We start from the raw sequence: 23,161 nt of genomic DNA, 5'->3' as shown, positions 1-23,161 counted from the left end.
CCGAAGGCCACTACATGGGATTTGACGAGATGGATGTCTCGACGATCTGGCAGAGTGGAGAGTACAAGGACTGGGAGGACGCGACGGTGCACGTCCTCACCCACGGTCTCCACTACGGGACGGGCGTCTTCGAGGGGGTTCGCGCCTACGACACCGACCGCGGCCCGGCTATCTTCCGCTGGGAGGAGCACCTCGAACGGCTCTATCAGTCCGCGAAGCCCTACGACATGGAGATTCCGTACACGCGCGAGGAACTCACCGAGGCGACCCTGGAGGTCATCCGGCGCAACGACCTCGACGGCGGATACATCCGCCCCATCGCGTTCTACGGCTACGACTCGCTCGGCGTCAGCCCCAAGGACAACCCGACTGAGGTCGCCATCGCGGCGTGGCCGTGGGGGACCTACCTCGGCGAGGACGCGCTCGAAAACGGCGTCGACGTGATGGTCTCGTCGTGGCGCAAGCACGCCTCCAGCCAGATTCCGACGAACGCGAAGACGACCGGGCTCTACGTGAACTCCATGCTCGCGGGCGAGGAAGCCCGCCGCAACGGCTACGTCGAAGCCATCGTCCTGAACAAGGAGGGCAACGTCGCAGAGGGCCCCGGCGAGAACATCTTCATGGTCCGCGACGGGAAGATTTACACCCCCGGTCTCTCCCAGAGCATCCTCGACGGCATCACCCGCGACACCGTCATCACGCTCGCCCGCGAGCGCGGCTACGAGGTCGACGACAGCGCGACCATCAGCCGCGGCGAACTCAACACGGCCGACGAGCTGTTCTTCACCGGCAGCGCCGCCGAAGTGACCCCCATCCGCAAGGTCGATAACGTCGTCATCGGCGAGGGCACCCGCGGCCCGGTCACGGAAGAACTGCAGACCGCCTTCTTCGACCTCGTGGAGCGCCGCACCGACGACCACGAAGAGTGGTTCACCTACGTCGACGAGCAGTAGACGCCCGCGAAAACGAGCTCCCTTTTCACGTCACTGTACCGCCGCGTCCCGATAGCGACGGCCGCCGCCGCCGAATCCTTACTCGTTGCTGGGGACGCGCCCGTCGCCGGACTCCTCGGTCACTTCGATGTTGAACTCGTCCACGTGGTCCTGTTCTGCGAACCCGGCCGAGAGGACGCGCGTGAGGGCCTCTTCGACCTTCTCGCCGGTCTCCTCGATGTCTTCGGGGTCGACTTCCATCACGAACCCGGTGGTGATGTTCGGCGCGGTCGGCATGAAGACGATCTCCTTGCCGTCTTTGGTCGTCTTCCCGGTCTTGAACGCGGTCATGCGGATGCCCGGCCACGTTTCGAGACGGACCGGCTTCTGGAGGTCTTCGGTACCAGTGAGAGCGGTTTCGACCGCGAGCTTAGAAGCGTTGTAGATGACGCGAACGAGCGGGACCTTGTTCATGGCGCCGTCGAGGCCGGATTCGAGCAGGCGACCGGCCGTCGTCCGCATCAGGTAGCCGACCGAGAGGACCAACAACAGGAAGATGATGATGGCGACGAAGAATCCGAACACCTCCGAGAGGTAGGTGTACGGCTCCGGAAACTCCAACAGGCGGTCGACTCCCGGTATGCGGACGATTGCGCCGTACAGAATGGAGAGGACGTACAGGATGACGATGAGCGGAACGAGAACCACGAGGCCGCTGGCGAAGTCGCGTCTCCACGAGGACATTGATATCGGGTACGTGAACCCGCGGGCATAAGGGGATTTCTAGTGCGGGACGGGGGCGTACCCGCACCCCACCGCCCTCTCAGACGCCGACGACGGCCCGGAGCGCGAACAGGGCGTTTTCCTTGCGCTCGCGGACCCGGCGGTAGAAGTAGGAGAACCACTTGTCGCCGTAGGGCGCGTACTGCCACACCTCGACGCCCTCGGCGGCGAGCTCGCGCTGTGCGTCCTCGCGCACGCCCATGAGCATCTGCACCTCGTAGTCGCGGTCGTACTCAGCGCCGAGGTCCCGGGCGTAGGCTATCATCTCGGGGTCGTGGCTGCCGACCGCGATACCGCCGTCGTACTCCCGAAACAGGTACGCGAGGAGTTCCTTGTACGCCTCGTTGACCGCCGATTTCTGCTTGTGGGCGACCGCCGCCGGCTCGTCGTACGCGCCCTTGACGAGGCGGATTTTCCCCGGCACGTCGGCGAGGCGTTCGAGGTCCTCGGGGGTGCGCTTGAGGTTCGCCTGCACGCACAGCCCCATCCCGCCGTCGAACTCGCGGGCGAGTTCCTCGAAGGCGTCGAGGGTCACGTCGGTCGTCTCGTGGTCCTCCATGTCGCACCACAGGAAGACGCCGTGTTCGTCCGCCGCCTCGGCGATGCGCCGGCAGTTCTCCTCGAACACGCGGTCGCCCGCGTCGAGGCCGATTTGGGAGGGCTTGACCGACACGCAGGCGTCGATGCCGGTCGAGGCGATGTCCTCGACGAGGCTGACGTACGCCGCCGCGTCCTCGTCCGCGGGGCCGCGTTCGCCGTAGTGCTCCCCGAGGAGGTTGAGGATGACCGCCACGCCGTCGTCGTTCATCCGTCGGGCGTGGTCGAGCGCTCCCGCCGCGGACTCTCCCGCGACGAACCTGCTCGCGATGGGCGGAATCATAACGAATGATTACGACCCTCAGCTATTGAGGGTTATCATCGGTTCGGACGCGAAATCGAACGACCCCGGCGCTTCGAACGGCGACGAACCGTCGGAACTTACATTCTTCGCCGCCGACGGGTCGGTATGGTCGTCTCTCTCGTCGCCACCGCCTTCTGGGCGATGCTGCCCGCGTACGTGCCGAACAACGCCGCCGTCCTCGCCGGCGGTGGCCGCCCCATCGACGGCGGGCGCACGTGGGGCGGCCGGCGCGTCCTCGGAGACGGAAAGACGTGGCGCGGCACCGCCGCCGGGACGCTGGCCGGGACGCTCCTCGCCGTCGTCCTCAACGCCGTCGGGCCCGCGGTCTCGGGCGCACTCGGCGTCTCGCTCCCGACGTTCCCGCTCGCCGCCGGGTTCGGCCTCGCGCTCGGCGCGATGCTCGGCGACATCGGCGCGTCGTTCCTCAAGCGTCGGTCGGGCCGCGAGCGCGGTGCCGCCTTCCCCGGCCTCGACCAGCTCGACTTCGTCGTCGGCGCGCTCGTCCTCGCGCTCGTCGCCGCGCCCGGCTGGTTCTCGGCGACGTTCACCCTCCCCGTGCTCGCGGTCGTGCTCGTGATGACGCCCGTGCTCCACGTCGTCACCAACGTCGGCGCGTACCTGCTCGGGCTGAAAAACGAGCCGTGGTAGGCGGCCGAGCGTCCGCGCGCCGGGTCGCCAACCGACGCGCGCGAGTCGACGAGGTCGGTCCCGCGGTCGCTCGCGCCGCCGCCCCTTCGGTCCCCGCTCGTTCCTGTTACGAAGCCGATATCACCGCGAGACACCGCGATTAACTCGGGATAATCCGGGTCAAACGTCCCGTACTGCGCTGGACGGACGCCTCGGTTCAAGTCCCTCCGACGGTTGCGACTCGGCCAGATGAAGACAGAACGAATCTCACTCATCGTCGGTGGACTCGTGGCCGTCCTCGCGGCCGTCGGGACGGCCGCGCCGTGGCTCGCACCCGGCGGGGTCGACTGGACCGCCGCGGGCGAACTGCTGGTCGTCGGAACGACGGCGCTTTTCACCCTCACGGCCCTCGTCTGGGTCGTCCTCACCTACGTCGTCGGCGCGGGCTACGAGCCCCCGGCCCCGGAGTACGGCCCCGACGAGATTCAGGTCCGCATCCTCACCGTCGACGCCGAGTCGGTCGTCCAATCGACCGTCGACTCGCTCCCGGCGTCGTTCGACGAGGTCCACGTCGTCGCCGAGACCGACATCGACGTCGCGGGCGCAGCGGTCCACGCCGTCCCTGACGAGTTCGACTGCGACGCCGTCCGGAAGGGCCGCGCAATCGAGTGGGCGCGGCGGAACCTCGAAACCGACCGCGAGTACGTCCTCTACCTGGACGAGGACAGCCTGCTGGAGTCGTTCGACGGGCTTCCCGGCTCCGACGTGGTCCAACTGCGCGAGCGGCCGCGTCGGACCGACTCGCTGTTTTCCTACCTCGCCGACGTCTACCGGATGGGCGTCCAGATAGAACAGCGCGCCTTCACGCGCCTCTCGATTCCGCTGTTCGCGTGGGGCGGCGGTATCGCCGTCCGCCGAGAGGTCGAAGAGGCGGTCACGTGGGACCGCGAGACGCTCGTCGAGGACACCGCGTTCGTCTGGGCGGCCGCACAGGAACTCGACGACTTCACGTTCGACCTCGCGACGGCGACCTGCGCCAACGAGGCCCCGCCGTCGCTCACCGAGATTCTCCAACAGCGCCGCCGCTGGGCCGCCGGTAACCTCGACGCCGCGACGGCGCTCCCCGCTCACTATCAGCTTCTCACTCGCGTCCGCAACTACGCGTGGGCGCTCTCGCCGGTGGTCACGGTCGTCGCCGTCCCCCTGTCGGTCCTCGGCGTCGGCCTCGTCGCCAGCGGCCTGTTCGCGCTCGCGTCGCTCGCGCTCGGCGCGCTCACGGCGTTCTGGTACCTCCGGGGCGTGGTCTACTACGGCCGCGACAAGTTCTCGTGGGCGCTCGCGGTCCCGCTCGCGCCGGTCGTCACCGTCGTCCACTCGATGGGGACGGTCGCGGGCATCCTCGACCCGCCCCGCGACTTCCGCGTGACGAAGAAGACCGGAAAGTAGGGGTCGCCCACAGTTCCGCGGTCGCGGGGGTCGCCGCGTCCGAACCACCCTGAGCATCGCGAACCGCCTCGAACCGCTCCGAACTTCCTCCGGACCGGTCCGAACCGCCCCCGAACCGTCCCGCTTAAGCGCCTCCCTGAACCCTCTCGAAACAAGATGGCGAACGCAGCACTCATCGAGGCGCTTCGAGCCGCCGACGCGGTCCAGTTCGGCGAGTTCGAACTCTCCCACGGCGGCACGTCGAGCTACTACGTGGACAAGTACCTCTTCGAGACCGACCCCCGGTGTCTGAAGCTCATCGCTGAGGCGTTCGCGGAGCGCGTCGCGGACGACGACAAGCTGGCGGGCGTCGCGCTCGGCGCGGTCCCGCTCGTGGCCGCGACCGCGGTCGAGACGAACAAGCCGTACGTCATCGCCCGCAAGAAGGCGAAGGAGTACGGGACCGCGAAGCGCATCGAGGGCGCGCTCGACGAGGGCGAGGAAGTCGTCGTCCTCGAAGACATCGCGACGACCGGCCAGAGCGCCGTCGACGCCGTGGAGGCGCTCCGCGAGGCCGGCGCGGTCGTCGACCGCGTCATCGTCGTCGTGGACCGACAGGAGGGCGCAGCGGAGCTGTTAGCCGAACACGACATCGAACTGGAGTCGCTTCTCACCGCCGAGGATCTGCTGGCTGACGCCGACCGCTAATACACGCTTGTGACTAATTCACTCGGAATCGGCAATCGAAGTATTCATTTTTGTGCAAGTACGAAGGCGGAGGCATGAACAGAGCAGAGAAGGCCGCACTCCAGTTGCAGGCTGTCTCCGTGCTCCGGATGCTCAAAGAGACCCGGACGTACGACGAGCTGGCCGAACTCACGGGACTGCCGGCCGGCGACCTCAACCGCTACGTCAACGGGCACGTCCTGCCCGGGGTCGAACGCGCCCGGGAGGTCGTCGAGGGCGTCGGCCGCGACGCGCTCGCCGACGAACTCGAAGCCCGCGTCCGATTCGACGACGAGGGCTACGTCGACAACTCCGGCGTCGTCTTCGACCAGTCGTTCCTCGACCTCGTCGCGCCCGTCGCGGCGAACACGCTGAACCTCGAACGCCCCGACGTGATTCTGACCGCGGCGACCGACGGCATCACTCTCGGCGCGGCGATGGCGAGCTACTTCGGCGCGCGACTCGCGTACGCGAAGAAGTCGAAAGAGACCGCCGTCGAGGACTTCATCGAGTCGCGCCAGCGCCTCGCGTCCGGCATCGAACTCACCTACTACCTCCCCGCCAGCGCCATCGACGACGGCGAGCGCGTCCTCGTCGTCGACGACCTCATCCGCTCGGGCGAGACGCAGGAACTCCTCTTGGACATCGCGCTGCAGGCCGACGCCGACATCGCCGGCGTCTTCGCGCTCATCGCCGTCGGCGACGAGGGGACGAACCGCGCCCGCGAACTCACCGACGCCCCGGTCGGCGCGCTGAGCAGTTTCGACTGAGGCTCCCCCGCGGCCGCTCGGATAAACGGCTCTAAACTCGTTAGTTCACTTACAACTGGTGGGAAAATAGGCACTTCTGTGCCGTTCTCACACGTCGAATGGGTCGTTTAACTCACGTTCGTGGGTAATTCTCCCCGGGAGGATGGTAATGCTTATGTGTGCAATCGTGGGTATGCTTAGTCGTGCATCATGGGGCTCTCTGAAACCCTCGCAAACTACTTCGACGTGCATAAACACGGGTCCACGGTCAGGACCGAGATTCTCGCGGGCATCACGACGTTCCTCACGATGTCGTACATCGTCGTGGTCAACCCGTCGCTTCTCACAGACCAACCGTACATCGAGGGCGTCGACGGCATCGCCATCGCCGGGTACACGCCGGGCGAGGTCCAGTCCATGCTCGCCGTCGTCACCATCCTCGCGGCCGCAATCGCGACCACGGTCATGGCGTTCTACGCCAACCGACCCTTCGCGCAAGCGCCGGGCCTCGGCCTGAACGCCTTCTTCGCGTTCACCGTCGTCGGTGCGTTGGGCGTCCCGTGGCAGACGGCGCTCGCGGCCGTCTTCGTCGAGGGCATCATCTTCATCGCGCTCACCGCGGCCGGCGCGCGGGAAGCTATCATCAAGGTGTTCCCCGAACCGGTCAAGATGGCCGTCGGAACCGGTATCGGGCTGTTCTTAGCGATTATCGGGTTGCAGGCGATGGGCATCGTCGTCGACGACACCGCGACGCTCATCACGATGGGTGACCTCGCGTCGAACCCCGTCGCCATCGTCTCCATCGTCGGCCTGTTCTTCACGTTCGCGCTCTACGCGGCGAACGTCCCCGGTTCCATCATCATCGGCATCGTCGGCACGTCGCTTCTCGGCTGGGGCCTCACCGTCTCGGGCGTCGTCTCGTCTGAGGCCAGTCTCGTCGCCGGTTCCTCGGCGGCCACCTACGACATCACGCCGCTGGCCGGTGCGTTCATCTCCGGCTTCGGCAACGTCGAGGCGTTCAGCTTCGCCCTCATCGTCATCACGTTCTTCTTCGTCGACTTCTTCGACACCGCCGGCACGCTCGTCGGCGTCGGCCAGGCCGGAGACTTCCTCGACGAGAACGGCGACCTCCCCGACATCGACAAGCCGCTCATGGCCGACGCGGTCGGTACCACCGCGGGCGCGATGCTCGGCACCTCGACGGTCACGACCTACATCGAGTCCGCCACGGGCGTCGAAGAGGGCGGCCGCACGGGCCTCACCGCGCTCGTCGTCGCCCTCCTGTTCCTCGGCTCGCTCGCCATCGTCCCGCTCGCGACGGCCATTCCGCAGTACGCCTCCCACATCGCGCTCGTCGTCATCGGCGTCGTGATGCTCCGCAACGTCGTCGACGTCGCGTGGGACGACATCACCGTCACCATCCCCGCCGGTATGACCATCCTCGTCATGCCCTTCACGTACTCCATCGCATACGGCATCGCGGCGGGCATCGTCTCGTACCCGCTCGTGAAGGTCGCCGCCGGCGAGTACGACGAGGTCAGCGCCGGCCAGTGGGGACTCGCCGTCGCGTTCTTCCTCTACTTCGTCATCCGCACCTCGGGCATGCTGCAAGCGCAGGTCTGAGACGCCGACCCGCGACCGCTCGGTTCCCCCGCGGGCGTGCGTTTCTCTCCGATGCGTCCGCGACACACACCACCGCCGCGTTTTTCCGCTCGGACTCCATACCTCCGAGCGATGTCTCAACTCGTCCTCTACGAACTGCAGGGCTGTCCGTACTGCGCGAAGGTGAAGAACAAGCTCGCCGAACTCGACCTCGAATACGAGTCGCGGATGGTTCCCAGCGCCCACGCCGAGCGCACGGAAGTCGAGGAGGTAAGCGACCAGACCGGCGTTCCCGTCCTCGTCGACGAGGAACACGGCGTCGAGGGGATGCCCGAGAGCGACGATATCGTCGACTACCTCGAAGAGACCTACGGCTCGGCGGCGTAACCCCCTCCCCTCTCGCGGCGGCCGTCGGGCTCCCGCTTACTGTTCTCGTTTTCGACCGCACGCGGTCTCGTAGCTCGCGCGGAGCGCGTCCGAGAGTTCGGCGATTCGGCTCGGCTCGATATCGACGGTCGCCCACGACCCGACGATGCGACCGTTCGCCTCGAACGGCAGGACGCGGTGTCGTTTCGCCACCGCCGCCCGCGACTCGGCCGACAGCGACGTGAGCGAGAGCCCCTGCTCGGAGACGACGGCGAAGAGCGTCCCGTTCGCCCGAAACGACGGGCAGCCGAAAAGCGCCGTCCGCTCGACCGCCGGCCACGAGGCGGCCTCGCGCCACACCGCGGCCGCGAGCGTTTCGACGGCGGCCCGCGATTCCTCACTCACGCCGTCGTTCCCGTTCGGCCCTCGCACGTTCGACATAGCAACCGCTACGCTGGCGACGATGATAACCATAGTAGCAACCGCACGAGAGCGTGCCGCGACCCTGCGGTTAGCTCTCTGCGGGGTCGCGGGTCCGCTCTCGAATCAGGTCGCGAATCTCGTCGGGGTCGTCGATGGCGGCGAGTTCCTCGCAGCTGACGATGCCGGTTCCGTCGACCGACTCGCGCTTCTGCTGTTCCTCGACGAAGTAGACCGAGCGCGTCCGCGTGATTTCGCCGAGCGAAGACATGATTTGGGCGCGCTTTTCGGCGCTTCTGGTGAACGACGAGTGGCCCGTGAGGACGTTCGTCTCCTTCTTGCGTCCGGCGTCCTCGCTGACGGCCTTGAACGGTGCGCGGGCGGTCGGGTGGACGGTGAAGCCGGCGCGCGTCAACACCGACAGAACGTGTTCGTCGTCGGGGTCCACGTCCGGGTCTTCGGGAGTCGGCTCGGCGTCGCGCACGTCCTCCGCGCCCGTGAGCACGTCGACCGGGCTCGAGAAGGGCCGGTCGAACAGCTCTTCGAGGTGAATCGCCACTTCGATGCTCGCGTTCATGCCGTTTTCGTACTTCGAGACGGTGCGCCGCGAGACGCCGAGCTCGGTCGCGAGCTGTCCGAGGCTCCACCCGCGTTCTTGCCGCTCTTCGGCGAGCACGTCGCCGTCGAGGCTCACGTACAGACCGCCGGGGGCGGCGTAGATGAGCGGGGGAACCTCCTCGACGAACAGGTCCATGGCGGTGTCGGGGTTCAACACCGGCACGCCGTGACGGAAGTAGACGACTCCGGGTTTGAGGTCCTCGTCTCGGGTCCGAAGCCCGACGACCAACGGCGTGGCGTCGAGGTACGAGCCGAGGCGTCGCATCTCGGAGCCGGTGACGCCGTCGAACGCGTCGATGTTCCCCAGTATCTTGAGGAGCAACAGGTCCTCACCTCTCCGGGCGGCGAGGTCGAAGCTCTTCGGCCGGATGGCGATGCGGTCGCTCACGACGAAGCCCGCGTCTTGGAGCATCGCGGCGACATTACCAACCAGCGCTGACCGGGACATAGGGGGCAATAAGCGATTCGGCCCATAAAGCGTTTTCCCCGGTATCGCCGCCCTCGCCGACGTGTATCCCTTCTCGATGCCGCATTTATATAGCCGCGACCGACCCGAAAGGCGTTACTGCGCCCTCCGGCAATCTCCGGCGATGACCGTCATCGGCCTCGACGACACCGACTCCCGCACCCTCGGGATGTGTACGACGTACTTGGCGACGCTCGTCGCAGAGGCAGTCGAGGCCCGCGGCGGGACCGTCGAGCGGCGACTCCTCGTCCGCTTGAACCCCGCGGTCGAACACAAGACCCGCGGGAACGCGGCGCTGGCGCTTCACACCGACCTCCCCGCGGGCGCGGCGCTCGACGTCGCCCGCGACGAGCTCGACCGCTGGGCCGTCCTCGACGACGACCGAACCAGTCCGGGCCTCGTCGTCGCGCCGGGGTCGCCCGACACGGTTTCGACCGCCGTCGCCGACTTCGCCCGCGACGCCGTCCGCGACTTCCACGACCTCGACGACGCGGTCGACCTCGCGGAGCGCTCCGGGTTTCTGACCGAGGGTTGGCACGGCGGGCGGGGGCGCATCGGCGCGCTCGCGGCCGTCGGCGCGTGGGCCGCTTTCGACGAGTGGACCTACGAACACATCTCCTACCGCGAGTTCCACCGCTGCGGGACGCCTCGCGAGGTCGATTTGGACTCCGTCTTCGGCGCGGCCGACGCGGCGTATCCCGACGCGTGGGACACCGTGGACCGCGAGGAGGGCGAGGCCGTCTGCGTGCCGAACGCGCCGGGACCGATTCTCCACGGCATCCGCGGCGACGACGCCGACACCGTCCGCGAGGTCGCCGCCGCCATCGACTCCGAGCCCGTCGACCGCTCGGCGACGTTCCTCACGAATCAGGGGACCGACGCGCACCTCCGCGACGGCGTCGTCTCGGACCTCCGCGACGGCCGCGCCTACCGCGTCGCCGGCACCGTCGCCTCCGACCCGGAGACGCGCGCCGGCGGCCACGTCTTTTTCGACCTCGAAGCCGGCGACTCGACGGTCTCCGTCGCCGCCTTCGAACCGACGAAGCGCTTCCGGAACCGGGTGCGGGCGCTCCGCGTCGGCGACGCCCTCACCGCCTGCGGCGAGGTCGGAGACGGGACGCTCAAACTGGAGAAGTTCGCGGTCCGCGACCTCGTGCGCACGGAGCCCGCGACGCCGGTCTGCCCCGACTGCGGGCGGACGATGAAAAGCGCCGGGCGGAATCAGGGCTACCGGTGTCGCGACTGCGGGACCGACGCGCCCGGCAAAGTCGAGCGGGCGGTCGACCGCGACCTCGAACTCGGCTGGTACGAGGTGCCGCCCTGCGCCCGCCGACACATCGCCAAACCGCTCGTTCGCGGCGGCTTCGACGCGGCGACGCACCCCGAACGCTGAGCCCGCGGCTCCCGGTTTCTGCGTTTCGGACTCCGGGTACCGAGCTCAGTCTTGAACGACGAGCACGTTCGTGTTCTCCCGGCGGTCGACGAAGGAACTCCCCGCGGGCGGCTTCACGTCCACGACGAGCGTCCCGTCCTCGCGGTTCGCCCCGAGTTCGGCGTCGACGTGAACAGTCGCTGCCCCGCCGCCGCCGGTCTTTGCCGTCTCAACGCCGTCGATTTCCGCGGTACCGGATTTCACGATGACCGTCGCCCCCTCGACGGGGTTTCCCTCGTGGTCGACGACGGTGAAGTCGAGGTCCTGTGCGCCCGGACCGACCACGTCTGGCGTCGGCTTCACGTCGAGTTCCGAGGTGGCGAGACCCTGCACTCCCGAGAGCATGTTGAGCATGACGCTCATGCTGGCGACGCCGACCACGAGGGCGACGACGAGGCGGACGGGGAGACCTTCGATAGCGCGCGTGTCTGACCGGAACGTATCGAGCATGGGCCGTCTGGCCGCGGGTTCGTATATAAACTCTCGCCCGGAGGTTCAAGTCGCATCGCGGGACCAGTCCGCGCCATGCACACCATCGGCCGCGACTCGGACGAAGAAGGCCCCGTCTGCCGGTTCGGGAACTACCGCGCCCGCGACGGGAGCGAGGGCGCGGCCGTCGGCCTCGACGTGAACCGCCCGCACGCGGCGGTCGTCGTCGGCAAGCGCGGAAGCGGGAAATCCCACACGCTCGGCGTCATGGCCGAGGGTCTGGCGCGCGCCGCGGGCGTCGCGCCGGTCGTCATCGACCCGATGGGCGTCTTCGGTGGCCTCGAAGCGTCGCCGATAGACGGGACGGTCCACGACGCGCCGAGCGTCCGCGCCGACGCGCTCCCGCCGAGCGCGTGGCCGGACCTGCTCGGTCTCGACCCGACCGCCCCCGCGGGGTCGCTCGTCTGGCGACTCGCGGCCGAGGAAGACTCGCTCCTTGCGATGCGCGGGGCGGTCGACGACGCCGACGCCGCGCCCGAGACGCGCAGAGCCGCGGCGAACCACCTCGCGCTCGCCGACTCGTGGGGCGTGTTCCACCCCGACGGGCTCGACCCGCGGTCGCTCTGCGGTCCCGCGCCCGACGTGCTCGACCTCTCGGGACTGGACGAGACCCCCGCGAGCGCCGTCGTCCGCGTCGTCGCCCGCGGTCTCTACGACGCCCGCGTCGCGGACGCTGTCTCTCGCATCCCGTGGGTGCTTCTCGACGAGGCCCACGCGTTCGTCGGCGGGCTCGCAGACTCCGCGCTTCGGACGCTTCTCACGCGCGGGCGAGCCCCCGGCGTCGGCGTCGTTCTCGCGACTCAGCGCCCCGCCGCGCTCCCCGAGGTCGCCGTCTCGCAGGCCGACCTCCGGGTCGTCCACCGACTCACCGCCGGTCCCGACGTGTCGGCGATGGCGGCCGCAGACCCGACGTACTTCGACGAATCGCTCCGCGCTCGGCTCCCGCGGGAACGCGGCTGCGCGCTCGTCGTCGACGACACCACGGAGACGGTCCACGACGTGCGGGTGCGTCCCCGAGAGACGCCGGACGGGGGCGCGACGCCGCGGGCGGTTCCAGACCGTGACCGTTCCGAAACCATCGAGTAGTCCGGCCGGAGAAGAGCCGTATGGACCGCTCGGAACTGGCACTGGTCGCCTTCGGCGGCTTCGCCGGGGCGCTACTGCGCTACGGCGTCTCCGTCGCGATTCCCGGCGCGGGCGGTACCCTCGCCGTGAACGTCCTCGGGAGCTTCGTCCTCGGGACGTTCATCACGTCGGTCTCCTCCCGCCGGGCGCAGTTGTTCTTCGGGACCGGGCTGCTCTCGTCGTTCACGACGTACAGCACGTTCGCCGTCCAGACCGCGTCGCTGTCGCCGATGGGCGGCGCGCTCAACGTCGGCGCGAACTACGCGCTCGGTTTCGCCGCCGCCGCGCTCGGCCTCGCGTTCGGAGGGCGGCGATGAGTCTCTCGCTTCTCTCGGCCGTCCTCGTCGGCGTCGGTGGGATGGCCGGCGCGGTCTCTCGGCACACCGTCGACCAGCGAGTCGTCGGCAAGTGGAGCACCGTCACCGTCAACGTCCTCGGGAGCGTCGCGCTGGGGGTTCTCGTCTCCGCGCCCGTCGGTGACGCGGCGGTGGCGCTCGCCGGAACCGGATTCTGCGGGGCCTTCACGACGTTCTCGTCGTTCGCGGTCGGCGTCGCGGAACTCGCGGACGCGGGCGACTACGACACGGCGGCTCGGTACGCGTTCGGGACGCTCGTGGCGGCGTTGGTCGGCGTGGCGATTGGCGGGGCTGTGGGCGGGACGGTCGGGTGAGTCCGGCGCTCACCGCCCGCCCGATTCGACGGCCGCCTTGCGCTCGTCGAGGAACCGTTTGGTCCCCCGCCTGACGATGAACGGGAAGCGGCGGGCGAGATACAGCCCGACTCTGGTCGTCAGGTCGGCGGTGACGACGAGACGGGTCGACTCGATTTTGTCGGCGAACTTCCGCCCCACGTCTTCGGGGTCACTCATCATCGACGACGGGAGTCCGAGTCGGGCCGCCGACCGGGTGGCGGTGTAAGGCGGGTGCATCACCGAACAGGAGACGTTCTCGCGTTGCAGTTCCATCCGAAGCGAACGGGTGAACGCCTCGATTGCGCCCTTCGTCGACGCGTACCCCGATAGTCCCGGCGTGCCGACGAGTCCGACGCCGGAACTCACGTTGTGGATGTGCCCCGAGTTTCGGGCCCGCATGTGCGGCAGGACGGCCCGTATCATCCGAAGGTAGCCGAAGTAGTTCACCTCGAACTCCTCGCGCGTGTCGTCGAGCGTTCGGTCGTCGAACAAGCCGAAGTTGAATATCGCCGCGTTGTTGAGGAGGATGTCGATGTGTCCCCACTCGTCCAGGAGTCCAGCCACCGCCGCCTCCACGTCGTCGTCGTTCGTCACGTCGCACTCGTAGACGCGGACGCGGTCGGGATACGCCTCCTGAAGCAGGCGAAGGGCGTCCACGTTGACGTCGAGCCCGGCGACTCGGTAGCCCTTCTTCAGGAGCGCCACTAGCGTGTGGTAACCGATTCCCTCGTTCGCGCCGGTCACCACGACGACCCGCCCGTCGGTTGTCCCACTCGTCATACTGTACCGACGTCACGCGAGAATATGGCGGTGTTGACGCTCCCTTACGGCGCTCTTCCGGTAAGGGTCGGGGATTTGAACCTCAGTCGCTCCGCTCGCTACCGCTCGCTTCGCTCCTTGGTTCAAATCCCGCCTGTCGTCGCTTACAGATTTCACTCACTGTCGCTCGGCGACGAGACGCCTCGCTGGAGGAGTTGAAATCAGAGAAGCGCCCGAGGCGGGATTTGAACCGTGCCGACGTCACTCGCTACACTCGCTCGTCGTCGGGTTCAATCCCTTTGGGGTATTCACGAGAATTACGCTCGCGCCGAGACGAGACTCGGCGCTCAGAGAGTAATTCATCGAAAAGTACGCCCGAGGCGGGATTTGAACCCGCGTCACGACCGTGACAGGGTCGTATGATGGGCCACTACACCACCCGGGCTTACTGAAGTGAGTTTTGCGGTACGGAGAGCGCCCGAGGCGGGATTTGAACCCGCGTCACGACCGTGACAGGGTCGTATGATGGGCCACTACACCACCCGGGCCCTCCGTCTGCACTCATCCGTAGCCGAGGTTTATAGATAAGACTTACCATCTGGGTTGCCCTTGGCCCGCGGTACCGCGATTCTTGCCCCGAAGACATTTATATCGCGATACCCCATGCCAACACGTGACGATTCGCGCATCTCCGGTGCGTGACCTCCGATAGCGTCGCCTTTCTTCGACGCAGTTGGCAAGTGTTAAATGGGTGCGTCCCAAAATCAGCCGTAGTATCCCGTGACAGCTTCTTCCAGCACCCAGCAGCACCATACATGGTAGACGTAAGCCAACACAAACTGGTTCCGGAACACACGAAACTCGACGACGAGGCCGTCGAGGACGTGTTACAGGAGTATAACGTCGAGAAGACGAACCTCCCGAAGATCAAGCTGAAGGACCCGGCGCTCCCCGAGGACGCAGAGCCCGGCGACGTCATCAAGATCGTTCGGAACTCTCGAACGACAGACAAAGCAGTCGTATACCGACTGGTGATCGAATGAACCGACAAGCGCGACGCGAGGTCTCTCGCAAGTACTTCTCCGAAGAACGGCTCGCTGAACACCACTTCCGCTCGTTTAACGCGTTCCTCGAACGCGGCATGATGGACGTCGTCGAGGAGAAGGCGACCATCGAGACCGACATCGGCGACAAGGAGGGCGAGGAACCCGTCTACGTCGAACTCGGTGGCGTCCGCGTGGAGACGCCCCGCGTCCGCGAGGCCGACGGCTCCGAGGAACTGCTCTTCCCGCAGGAAGCGCGCCTGCGCAACATCACCTACTCCGCCCCCGTGTTCATGGAGATGTCCATCGTCCGCGGCGGCGAAGAAGAAGAGGAGGTCGTCGTCGACACCGCGGAGACGAAGGTCGGCCGGATGCCCATCATGGTCGGCTCCTCGAAGTGCAACATCGCCGAGCTCTCCGACGAGGACCTCGTCGAAATCGGCGAAGACCCCGTCGACCCCGGCGGCTACTTCATCGTCAACGGCTCCGAGCGCGTGCTCATGACCTCGGAGGACCTGGCGCCGAACAAGATTCTCGCCGAGTACGACACGAAGTACGGCGACGAGATTCAGGTCGCGAAGACGTTTAGCCAGCGCCGCGGCTACCGCGCGCTCGTGCTCTGCGAGCGCAACCGCGAGGGACTCCTCGAAGTGTCGTTCCCGTCCGTCTCCGGGAGCGTCAACTTCGTCACGCTCGTCCGCGCGCTCGGCCTCGAATCCGACGAGGAGATCGTCCACCGCGTCTCCGACGACCCGGAGATTGTGAAGTTCATGCTCGAGAACCTCGAGGAGGCCGAGGTGCAGACCCAAGAGCAGGCCATCGAGGCGCTCGGCAAGCGCGTCGCCGGCGGCCAGGGCAAGAACTACCAGCTCAAGCGCGCCAACTACGTCATCGACCGCTACCTGCTCCCGCACCTCCACGAGGAGGGCGCGGAGGAAGAGGAAGTGCGCATGAACAAGGCGTACTACCTCTGTCGCATGGCCGAGGCGTGTTTCGAACTCGCGCTGCAGCGCCGCGACTCCGACGACAAGGACCACTACGCCAACAAGCGCCTGAAGGTCTCCGGCGACCTCATGAAGGACCTCTTCCGGACGGCGCTCAACAAGCTGGCACGCGACGTGAAGTACCAGCTCGAGCGCGCCAACATGCGGAACCGGAACCTGACGGTCAACACCGTCGTCCGGTCCGACGTGCTCACCGAGCGGCTCGAACACCCCATCGCGACGGGTAACTGGGTCGGCGGCCGCTCCGGCGTCTCCCAGCTCGTCGACCGCACCGACTACATGGGTGTGCTGTCGCACCTTCGCCGCCTCCGAAGTCCGCTGTCGCGGTCGCAGCCGCACTTCGAGGCGCGCGACCTGCACGCGACCCAGTGGGGTCGCATCTGTCCCTCCGAGACTCCCGAGGGACCGAACTGCGGTCTGGTGAAGAACTTCGCGCAGGCGATGGAACTCTCCCAGAACGTCGAAGACGAACAGTCGCTGAAACGAGAACTCGCGTCGATGGGTGTCGAGGGTATCCCCGGCATCGACAGCGTCGACGCCACACCCGCGGACGACTAACATGGCTCAGGCACAGCGAGAAGCGAAAGTATACGTCAACGGTAGTCTCGTCGGGACCCACCCGGACCCCAACCAACTCGCGGCACAGATCCGAGAGGCGCGCCGCCGCGGCGACGTGAGCCAGATGGTGAACGTCTCCGTCAAAGAGCGCACCCGCGAAGTCATCATCAACGCCGACGCGGGCCGCGCCCGCCGTCCGCTCATCGTCGTCGAAGACGGTGAGCCGCTCCTCGACGACGACCACGTCGAGGCGCTCGACAACAACGACCTCGACTTCGACGACCTCGTCGAGCGCGGACTCGTCGAGTTCATCGACGCCGAGGAGGAAGAAGACATCTACGTCGCGGTCGACGAGGACGAACTCAACGAGGACCACACGCACCTCGAAATCGACCCGCAGCTCATCTTCGGCATCGGTGCCGGGATGATTCCGTACCCGGAGCACAACGCCTCGCCCCGCATTACGATGGGTGCAGGGATGATGAAGCAGTCCCTCGGGCTGCCCGCGGCGAACTACCGCATCCGCCCGGACACCCGTCAGCACCTCATGCACTACCCGCAGCTCTCGATGGTCAAGACGCAGACCACGGAGCAGATCGGGTTCGACGAGCGACCCGCGGCCCAGAACTTCGTCGTGGCCGTCATGTCCTACGAGGGCTTCAACATCGAGGACGCGCTCGTCATGAACAAGGGCTCCGTCGAACGCGCCCTCGCCCGCTCGCACTTCTTCCGCACCTACGAGGGCGAAGAGCGCCGCTACCCCGGCGGTCAGGAAGACCGCTTCGAGATTCCGTCGCAGGACGTGCGCGGCGCGCGCGGTGAAGACGCCTACTCGCACCTCGACGAGGACGGCCTCGTCAACCCCGAGACGGTCGTCGACGAGAACTCCGTGCTGCTCGGCAAGACCTCGCCGCCGCGGTTCCTCGAGGAACCCGACGACATGGCGGGGCTCTCGCCGCAGAAGCGCCGCGAGACCTCCGTCACGATGCGCTCGGGCGAGTCCGGCGTCGTGGACACGGTCACGCTCATGGAGGGCGAAGACGGCTCGAAGCTCGCCAAGGTGTCCGTCCGCGACCAGCGCGTTCCGGAACTCGGCGACAAGTTCGCGTCCCGCCACGGACAGAAGGGCGTCGTGGGCCACCTGGCACCCCAGGAGGACATGCCGTTCACCGCCGACGGCGTCGTTCCCGACCTCGTGCTTAACCCGCACGCCCTGCCGTCGCGGATGACGGTCGGCCACGTGCTGGAGATGCTCGGCGGCAAGGTCGGTGCGCTCGAAGGCCGCCGCGTCGACGGCACCGCCTTCCAGGGCGAAAACGAAGAGGAGCTCCGCTCGGCGCTCGAAGAGCGCGGCTTCATGTCCTCCGGCAAGGAGGTCATGTACTCCGGCGTCACCGGCGAGAAGATCGAGGCCGAAATCTTCGTCGGCATCATCTTCTACCACAAGCTGTACCACATGGTGAGCAACAAGCTGCACGCCCGCTCGCGCGGTCCCGTGCAGGTGCTCACCCGCCAGCCGACGGAGGGGCGCGCCCGCGAGGGTGGCCTCCGTCTCGGGGAGATGGAGCGCGACACCGTCATCGGCCACGGTGCCGCGATGGTGCTCCAGGAGCGCCTGCTTGACTCCTCCGACAAGGAGAAGGTCTACATCTCCGCCGACACCGGCATGGTCGCCGTCGAGGACCGCGACCAGCGCCGCATCTACGACCCGGTCACCGGCGACGAGGACAACATCCACGAGATCGAGATCAGCTACGCGTTCAAGCTGCTCCTCGACGAGATGGTCGCGCTCGGCGTCCGGCCGCGAATCGAACTGAAGGACGCGGTCTAACCACTCATGTCAATGCAGACACCCAAAGAAATCGGCAGCATCCAGTTCGGGTTGATGGACCCGGAGACGTACCGAGACATGTCCGCGACGAAGGTCATCACCGCGGACACCTACGACGACGACGGCTACCCAATCGACATGGGTCTCATGGACCCGCGGCTGGGCGTCATCGACCCCGGCCTGCAGTGCCGCACCTGCGGCCAGCACTCCGGGTCGTGTAACGGGCACTTCGGCCACATCGAACTGGCCGCGCCCGTCATCCACGTCGGCTTCACGAAGCTCATCCGCCGCCTGCTCCGCTCGACGTGCCGCGAGTGCGGTCGCCTCTCGCTCACGGACGAGGAAGCAGACGAGTACCGCGACAAGCTCGGTCGCACGAAGGAACTCGGCGACGACTGGAGCGACGTGATGAAGTCGGCAGTCCGGCAGGCCCGCAAGGCCCACCGCTGTCCCCACTGCGGCTCGCCGCAGCACGACATCAAACACGAGAAGCCGACGACCTACTACGAGGTCCAGAACGTGCTCGCCGGGGACTACTCCGAGCGCATCGCCGAAGCGATGCAGCCCGACCCCGACGACGAGGACGACGAGGGCGTCGACCCCGTCACCCTCGCTAACGAGACCGGCCTCGACGCCGAGCGCGTCAACCAGGTGCTCGCCGGCGAGTTCCGCCCGGTCGGCGACGACCGCAAGGCGCTCGAGAAGGCGCTCGACCTCGACCTCACGGAAGAGGACATGAACAAGCTGATGCCCTCGGACATCCGCGACTGGTTCGAGGACATCCCGGACGAGGACCTCATCACGCTCGGCATCGACCCCGACCGGTCGCGCCCCGAGTGGATGATTCTGACCGTCCTCCCCGTCCCACCGGTCACGGCGCGTCCCTCTATCACGCTGGACAACGGCCAGCGCTCCGAGGACGACCTGACCCACAAGCTCGTGGACATCATCCGCATCAACCAGCGGTTCATGGAGAACCGCGAGGCGGGTGCCCCGCAGCTGATTATCGAGGACCTGTGGGAGCTGCTTCAGTACCACGTCACCACGTTCATCGACAACGAGATTTCGGGCACGCCGCCGGCGCGGCACCGCTCCGGCCGCCCGCTGAAGACGCTCAGCCAGCGCCTGAAGGGTAAGGAGGGTCGCTTCCGCGGTTCCCTGTCCGGAAAGCGCGTCAACTTCTCGGCTCGTACCGTCATCTCGCCGGACCCGACCCTGTCGCTCAACGAGGTCGGCGTCCCGGACCGCGTCGCGTCCGAGATGACCCAGACGATGAACGTCACCGAGCGCAACATCGACGAGGCTCGCCAGTACGTCCGTAACGGACCCGAGAGCCACCCCGGCGCGAACTACGTCCGCCGTCCGGACGGCCGCCGCCTGAAGGTGACCGAAAAGAACTGCGAGGAACTCGCGGAGAAGGTCGAACTCGGCTGGGAGGTCAACCGCCACCTCGTCGACGGCGACATCGTCATCTTCAACCGACAGCCGTCGCTGCACCGGATGTCCATCATGGCGCACGAAGTCGTCGTGATGCCGTACAAGACGTTCCGCCTGAACACCGTCGTCTGTCCGCCGTACAACGCCGACTTCGACGGCGACGAGATGAACATGCACGCCCTCCAGAACGAGGAGGCCCGTGCCGAGGCGCGCGTCCTCATGCGCGTCCAAGAGCAGATTCTCTCGCCGCGCTTCGGTGAGAACATCATCGGCGCGATTCAGGACCACATCTCGGGGACCTACCTGCTCACCCACGACAACCCCGAGTTCGTCGAGACGCAGGCGCTCGACCTGCTCCGCGCGACGCGCGTGGACACCCTGCCCGAGCCCGCGGGCGAAAACGAGGACGGCCAGCCCTACTGGACCGGCCAGCAGATCTTCTCCGAACTCCTGCCCGACGACCTGAACATGGAGTTCACTTCGAAGGTCGGCGACACGGTCACCATCGAGGACGGCCAGCTCACTCAGGGCACCATCGACGAGGACGCCGTCGGCGCGTTCGGCGGCGAAATCGTCGACGCCCTCGCCAAGGACTACTCGAAGACGCGCTCGCGCATCTTCATCAACGAGATCGCCTCGCTCGCGATGCGCGCCATCATGCACTTCGGGCTCTCCATCGGTATCGACGACGAGTCCATCCCGGACGAGGCGACGGCGCAGGTCGACGAGGCCATCGACGCCGCCTACGACAAGATTCAGGAACTCATCGAAATCTACGAGGCGGGCGAACTCGAGTCCCTGCCGGGCCGCTCCGTCGACGAGACGCTGGAGATGAAGATCATGCAGCGCCTCGGCAAGGCGCGTGACTCCGCCGGTGAAATCGCGGAGGACCACTTCGAGGAGGACAACCCCGCGGTCGTGATGTCGAAGTCCGGCGCGCGTGCGTCCATGCTCAACCTGACCCAGATGGCCGGCTGCGTCGGCCAGCAGGCGGTTCGGGGCGAGCGCATCAACCGCGGCTACGAGGGTCGCACCCTGAGCCACTACCAGAAAGGCGACCTCTCGGCCGAGGCCCACGGCTTCGTCGAGAACTCCTACCGCGCCGGCCTCACGCCGCGTGAGTTCTTCTTCCACGCGATGGGTGGCCGCGAAGGGCTGGTCGACACGGCAGTCCGGACCTCGAAGTCCGGGTACCTGCAGCGTCGGCTCATCAACGCCCTCTCCGAACTCGAAGCGCAGTACGACGGCTCCGTCCGCGACACGTCGGGGACCATCGTCCAGTTCGAGTTCGGCGAAGACGGCACGAGCCCGGTGAAGGTCTCGTCCGACGACGAGACGCCGATCGACGTCGAGAACATCGCCGACCGCATCCTCACCTCGGAGTTCAGCTCCGCCGAGGAGAAGGAACGCTTCCTCGGCGAGCGCGAACCGCCGACCAACCTCTCCGAGCACGCCGAACCGCGTGTCGACGCCCGTGCGGGGGTCGAATCCGATGACTGAACACGACGCAACCGACGACTACGAGTTCGTCGACGACGCCATCGTCGACGTCGTCGAGTCCAAAGAGCTGTCTCGACGCCTGAAGGACCGCATCTACCAGACCATCGAAGAGCGCGAGGGCGTCTCGTTCGAACAGGCCGGCGAAATCGCGCAGGCCGTCGAGGCGCGCTACCTCGACACCCGCGTCGACCCGCTCGACCCCGTCGGGACGGTCTCGGCGCAGTCCATCGGTGAGCCGGGGACGCAGATGACGATGAACACGTTCCACTACGCGGGCGTCGCCGAAATCGACGTCACGCAGGGGCTGCCGCGCCTCATCGAACTGGTGGACGCGCGGAAGACCCCCGACACGCCGATGATGACCGTGTACCTCGAAGACGAGTACGCGAACAACCGCGAACTCGCCCACCAGGTCGTCTGGAACATCGAGTCCACGAAGATTCTGGCGCTCGGCGACATCTCGACGAACGTCGCCGACATGGTCGTCCAGATCAACCTCAACGACGAGACGCTCCTCGAACGCTGGCCGACCTACGACGACGAGGGCGTCGTCGCGAGCGAAATCGCGGAGACCATCGAGGACGCGCTCGGTATCAAGACCCGCCGCGAGGGGACGCTCATCGAGTTCGGTCCCGAGAGCCCGAGTTACCGCCGACTCCTCCAACTCGTCGAGGAGCTTCGCGACATCGTGTTCAAGGGCATCGAGGAGGTCTCCCGCGTCGTCATCCGCAAGGAGAACAACGAGGACACCGACGAAGAGGAGTTCGTCCTCTACACCGAGGGTTCGGCGTTCGGCGACGCGCTCGCCATCGAGGGCGTCGACGCCTCCCGGACCACCTCGAACAACATCCACGAGGTGCACAAGCAACTCGGCATCGAGGCCGCCCGCGAGGCCATCATCGACGAGACGATGAACACGCTCCGCGAGCAGGGTCTCGACGACGTGAACATCCGCCACCTGATGCTCGTCGCGGACATCATGACGAACGACGGGACCATCGAGTCCATCGGTCGTCACGGCATCTCCGGGTCGAAGGACTCCGTCCTCGCCCGCGCCGCGTTCGAGGTCACGGTCAACCACCTGCTCGACGCCGCCATCCACGGCGAGGAAGACGACCTCGACGGCGTCATCGAGAACGTCATCGTCGGCAAGCCGATTGCGATCGGCACCGGCGACGTGGACCTCCGCATGGGCTCGCTCGACGTCGAGGACGCGGACGCCAACGCGGCACCCGAACCGTCTGACGACTGACGATGAAAGTTACGCTGTCGGATACGGCCCGGCGCTTCATCGCCCTCTTCGAGGAGGAGACGGAGGCGACCGCCCACGACTGCCTCGTGTTCGAGGACCGCGTCGTCTTCCTCGTCGCCGCGGGCGACATGGCGACGGCTATCGGCCCCGGCGGGCGGACCGTCCAGTCGGTCGAGCGACAACTCGGTCGGTCGGTCGAACTGGTCGAGGACGCCGACACGCCGGAGGCGTTCGTCGCGAGCGCGCTCGCGCCGGCGGCCGTCCGACACGTGACTCTCTCACGGCAGAACGACACCGTCGCGTACGTCGAGGTCGCCGAAGCCGACCGCGGCGTCGCCATCGGCGCGAGCGGAAAGACCATCGACACCGCGCGCGAGCTGGCGCGTCGTCACTACGACATCGACGACATCCAGTTGACGTAGGGC

At 67.0% G+C, this 23,161-nt stretch carries 23 protein-coding genes and 2 tRNA genes; 17 read left to right on the top strand and 8 right to left on the bottom strand.

Annotated features, from left to right (window positions below; genetic code table 11):
- Nucleotides 1-14: 14 nt before the first annotated feature.
- The gene (locus DEQ92_RS07215; RefSeq protein ID WP_115804443.1) at nt 15-953 is read left to right on the top strand and encodes a branched-chain amino acid transaminase; all 939 of its coding nucleotides are present in this window, start codon (nt 15-17) and stop codon (nt 951-953) included.
- Between the two features lie 78 nt (nt 954-1,031).
- On the opposite strand, the gene DEQ92_RS07210 is transcribed toward DEQ92_RS07215, so the two are convergent.
- Both DEQ92_RS07210 and DEQ92_RS07205 read right to left on the bottom strand, forming a co-directional pair.
- On the bottom strand, nt 1,032-1,676 hold the full coding sequence (locus DEQ92_RS07210) for a DUF502 domain-containing protein (protein WP_050458520.1): 645 nt from the start codon (nt 1,674-1,676) through the stop codon (nt 1,032-1,034).
- Nucleotides 1,677-1,755: 79 nt separating this feature from the next.
- The gene (locus DEQ92_RS07205) at nt 1,756-2,595 is read right to left on the bottom strand and encodes a proline dehydrogenase family protein (RefSeq protein WP_115804444.1); all 840 of its coding nucleotides are present in this window, start codon (nt 2,593-2,595) and stop codon (nt 1,756-1,758) included.
- A 126-nt stretch (nt 2,596-2,721) separates the two neighbouring features.
- On the opposite strand from DEQ92_RS07205, the gene DEQ92_RS07200 reads away from it, so the two are divergent.
- The 6 genes from DEQ92_RS07200 to DEQ92_RS07175 all read left to right on the top strand — a co-directional run bounded on the left by DEQ92_RS07200 (nt 2,722) and on the right by DEQ92_RS07175 (nt 8,132).
- On the top strand, nt 2,722-3,264 hold the full coding sequence (locus DEQ92_RS07200) for a CDP-2,3-bis-(O-geranylgeranyl)-sn-glycerol synthase (protein WP_004973607.1): 543 nt from the start codon (nt 2,722-2,724) through the stop codon (nt 3,262-3,264).
- Nucleotides 3,265-3,492: 228 nt separating this feature from the next.
- Nucleotides 3,493-4,689: a glycosyltransferase family 2 protein gene (locus DEQ92_RS07195; protein WP_115820609.1), complete on the top strand. Its 1,197-nt coding sequence runs from the start codon at nt 3,493-3,495 to the stop codon at nt 4,687-4,689.
- A gap of 156 nt (nt 4,690-4,845) precedes the next feature.
- Entirely contained in the window at nt 4,846-5,376 is a 531-nt protein-coding gene (gene pyrE / locus DEQ92_RS07190; RefSeq protein WP_004973603.1) for an orotate phosphoribosyltransferase, read from the top strand.
- Nucleotides 5,377-5,450: 74 nt separating this feature from the next.
- Complete coding sequence (locus DEQ92_RS07185) at nt 5,451-6,164, top strand: phosphoribosyltransferase family protein (RefSeq protein ID WP_004969046.1); 714 nt, start codon at nt 5,451-5,453, stop codon at nt 6,162-6,164.
- Nucleotides 6,165-6,353: 189 nt separating this feature from the next.
- Nucleotides 6,354-7,766 (top strand): NCS2 family permease, encoded by a 1,413-nt coding sequence (locus DEQ92_RS07180; RefSeq protein WP_004973598.1) that lies wholly within the window; start codon nt 6,354-6,356, stop codon nt 7,764-7,766.
- A 111-nt stretch (nt 7,767-7,877) separates the two neighbouring features.
- Entirely contained in the window at nt 7,878-8,132 is a 255-nt protein-coding gene (locus DEQ92_RS07175; RefSeq protein WP_004973596.1) for a glutathione S-transferase N-terminal domain-containing protein, read from the top strand.
- A 36-nt stretch (nt 8,133-8,168) separates the two neighbouring features.
- Here DEQ92_RS07175 and DEQ92_RS07170 read toward each other — a convergent pair whose 3' ends face one another.
- Both DEQ92_RS07170 and DEQ92_RS07165 read right to left on the bottom strand, forming a co-directional pair.
- Nucleotides 8,169-8,552 carry a hypothetical protein gene (locus tag DEQ92_RS07170; protein ID WP_115804445.1) on the bottom strand — a complete coding sequence of 128 codons (384 nt, stop codon included), beginning with the start codon at nt 8,550-8,552 and terminating at the stop codon, nt 8,169-8,171.
- 70 nt (nt 8,553-8,622) lie between these two features.
- Entirely contained in the window at nt 8,623-9,597 is a 975-nt protein-coding gene (locus tag DEQ92_RS07165) for a transcriptional regulator (protein WP_004973594.1), read from the bottom strand.
- Between the two features lie 142 nt (nt 9,598-9,739).
- On the opposite strand from DEQ92_RS07165, the gene DEQ92_RS07160 reads away from it, so the two are divergent.
- The gene (locus tag DEQ92_RS07160; protein ID WP_050458523.1) at nt 9,740-11,008 is read left to right on the top strand and encodes a tRNA(Ile)(2)-agmatinylcytidine synthase; all 1,269 of its coding nucleotides are present in this window, start codon (nt 9,740-9,742) and stop codon (nt 11,006-11,008) included.
- A gap of 45 nt (nt 11,009-11,053) precedes the next feature.
- Here DEQ92_RS07160 and DEQ92_RS07155 read toward each other — a convergent pair whose 3' ends face one another.
- Nucleotides 11,054-11,497 (bottom strand): carboxypeptidase regulatory-like domain-containing protein, encoded by a 444-nt coding sequence (locus DEQ92_RS07155; protein WP_115804446.1) that lies wholly within the window; start codon nt 11,495-11,497, stop codon nt 11,054-11,056.
- A 75-nt stretch (nt 11,498-11,572) separates the two neighbouring features.
- Here DEQ92_RS07155 and DEQ92_RS07150 point away from each other — a divergent pair, with 75 nt between their 5' ends.
- The 3 genes from DEQ92_RS07150 to DEQ92_RS07140 are packed head-to-tail and all read left to right on the top strand — an operon-like array spanning nt 11,573 to nt 13,331.
- The gene (locus DEQ92_RS07150; RefSeq protein ID WP_115804447.1) at nt 11,573-12,622 is read left to right on the top strand and encodes an ATP-binding protein; all 1,050 of its coding nucleotides are present in this window, start codon (nt 11,573-11,575) and stop codon (nt 12,620-12,622) included.
- Nucleotides 12,623-12,642: 20 nt separating this feature from the next.
- Nucleotides 12,643-12,978, top strand: coding sequence for a CrcB family protein (locus DEQ92_RS07145; protein WP_050458525.1), 336 nt, complete (start codon nt 12,643-12,645; stop codon nt 12,976-12,978).
- Nucleotides 12,975-13,331, top strand: coding sequence for a CrcB family protein (locus DEQ92_RS07140; protein ID WP_115804448.1), 357 nt, complete (start codon nt 12,975-12,977; stop codon nt 13,329-13,331). Before DEQ92_RS07145 ends, DEQ92_RS07140 begins: the two co-directional genes overlap by 4 nt.
- A gap of 9 nt (nt 13,332-13,340) precedes the next feature.
- Here the strand turns inward: DEQ92_RS07140 and DEQ92_RS07135 are convergent, their stop codons facing one another.
- The 3 genes from DEQ92_RS07135 to DEQ92_RS07125 all read right to left on the bottom strand — a co-directional run bounded on the left by DEQ92_RS07135 (nt 13,341) and on the right by DEQ92_RS07125 (nt 14,659).
- A complete protein-coding gene (locus DEQ92_RS07135) occupies nt 13,341-14,132 on the bottom strand; it encodes an SDR family oxidoreductase (protein WP_115804449.1) in 792 nt (263 codons plus the stop codon).
- Between the two features lie 351 nt (nt 14,133-14,483).
- A tRNA-Asp gene (locus tag DEQ92_RS07130) sits at nt 14,484-14,556 on the bottom strand.
- Nucleotides 14,557-14,586: 30 nt separating this feature from the next.
- Nucleotides 14,587-14,659 (bottom strand) — tRNA-Asp (locus DEQ92_RS07125).
- 267 nt (nt 14,660-14,926) lie between these two features.
- Between DEQ92_RS07125 and DEQ92_RS07120 the strand changes: the two genes are divergently transcribed.
- From DEQ92_RS07120 to DEQ92_RS07095, 6 genes are read left to right on the top strand one after another with little or no spacing between them, the layout of a single operon-like run.
- Complete coding sequence (locus tag DEQ92_RS07120) at nt 14,927-15,154, top strand: DNA-directed RNA polymerase subunit H (protein WP_004044577.1); 228 nt, start codon at nt 14,927-14,929, stop codon at nt 15,152-15,154.
- Complete coding sequence (locus DEQ92_RS07115; protein ID WP_004969057.1) at nt 15,151-16,716, top strand: DNA-directed RNA polymerase subunit B''; 1,566 nt, start codon at nt 15,151-15,153, stop codon at nt 16,714-16,716. Before DEQ92_RS07120 ends, DEQ92_RS07115 begins: the two co-directional genes overlap by 4 nt.
- 1 nt (nt 16,717) lies before the next feature.
- Nucleotides 16,718-18,547 (top strand): DNA-directed RNA polymerase subunit B, encoded by a 1,830-nt coding sequence (gene rpoB, locus DEQ92_RS07110; protein ID WP_004973581.1) that lies wholly within the window; start codon nt 16,718-16,720, stop codon nt 18,545-18,547.
- A gap of 12 nt (nt 18,548-18,559) precedes the next feature.
- Complete coding sequence (locus tag DEQ92_RS07105) at nt 18,560-21,484, top strand: DNA-directed RNA polymerase subunit A' (protein WP_004973579.1); 2,925 nt, start codon at nt 18,560-18,562, stop codon at nt 21,482-21,484.
- Nucleotides 21,477-22,736 carry a DNA-directed RNA polymerase subunit A'' gene (gene rpoA2, locus DEQ92_RS07100; protein WP_050458527.1) on the top strand — a complete coding sequence of 420 codons (1,260 nt, stop codon included), beginning with the start codon at nt 21,477-21,479 and terminating at the stop codon, nt 22,734-22,736. Before DEQ92_RS07105 ends, rpoA2 begins: the two co-directional genes overlap by 8 nt.
- A gap of 2 nt (nt 22,737-22,738) precedes the next feature.
- Nucleotides 22,739-23,158 carry a NusA-like transcription termination signal-binding factor gene (locus DEQ92_RS07095; protein ID WP_004973575.1) on the top strand — a complete coding sequence of 140 codons (420 nt, stop codon included), beginning with the start codon at nt 22,739-22,741 and terminating at the stop codon, nt 23,156-23,158.
- Nucleotides 23,159-23,161 lie beyond the last annotated feature (3 nt).

Source organism: Haloferax sp. Atlit-6N, from assembly GCF_003383195.1.
GTDB classification, from domain to species: Archaea; Halobacteriota; Halobacteria; order Halobacteriales; family Haloferacaceae; genus Haloferax; species Haloferax gibbonsii.
Note: the sequence above shows the minus strand (reverse complement) of the source record. Positions and strands in the feature narration are given on the sequence as shown.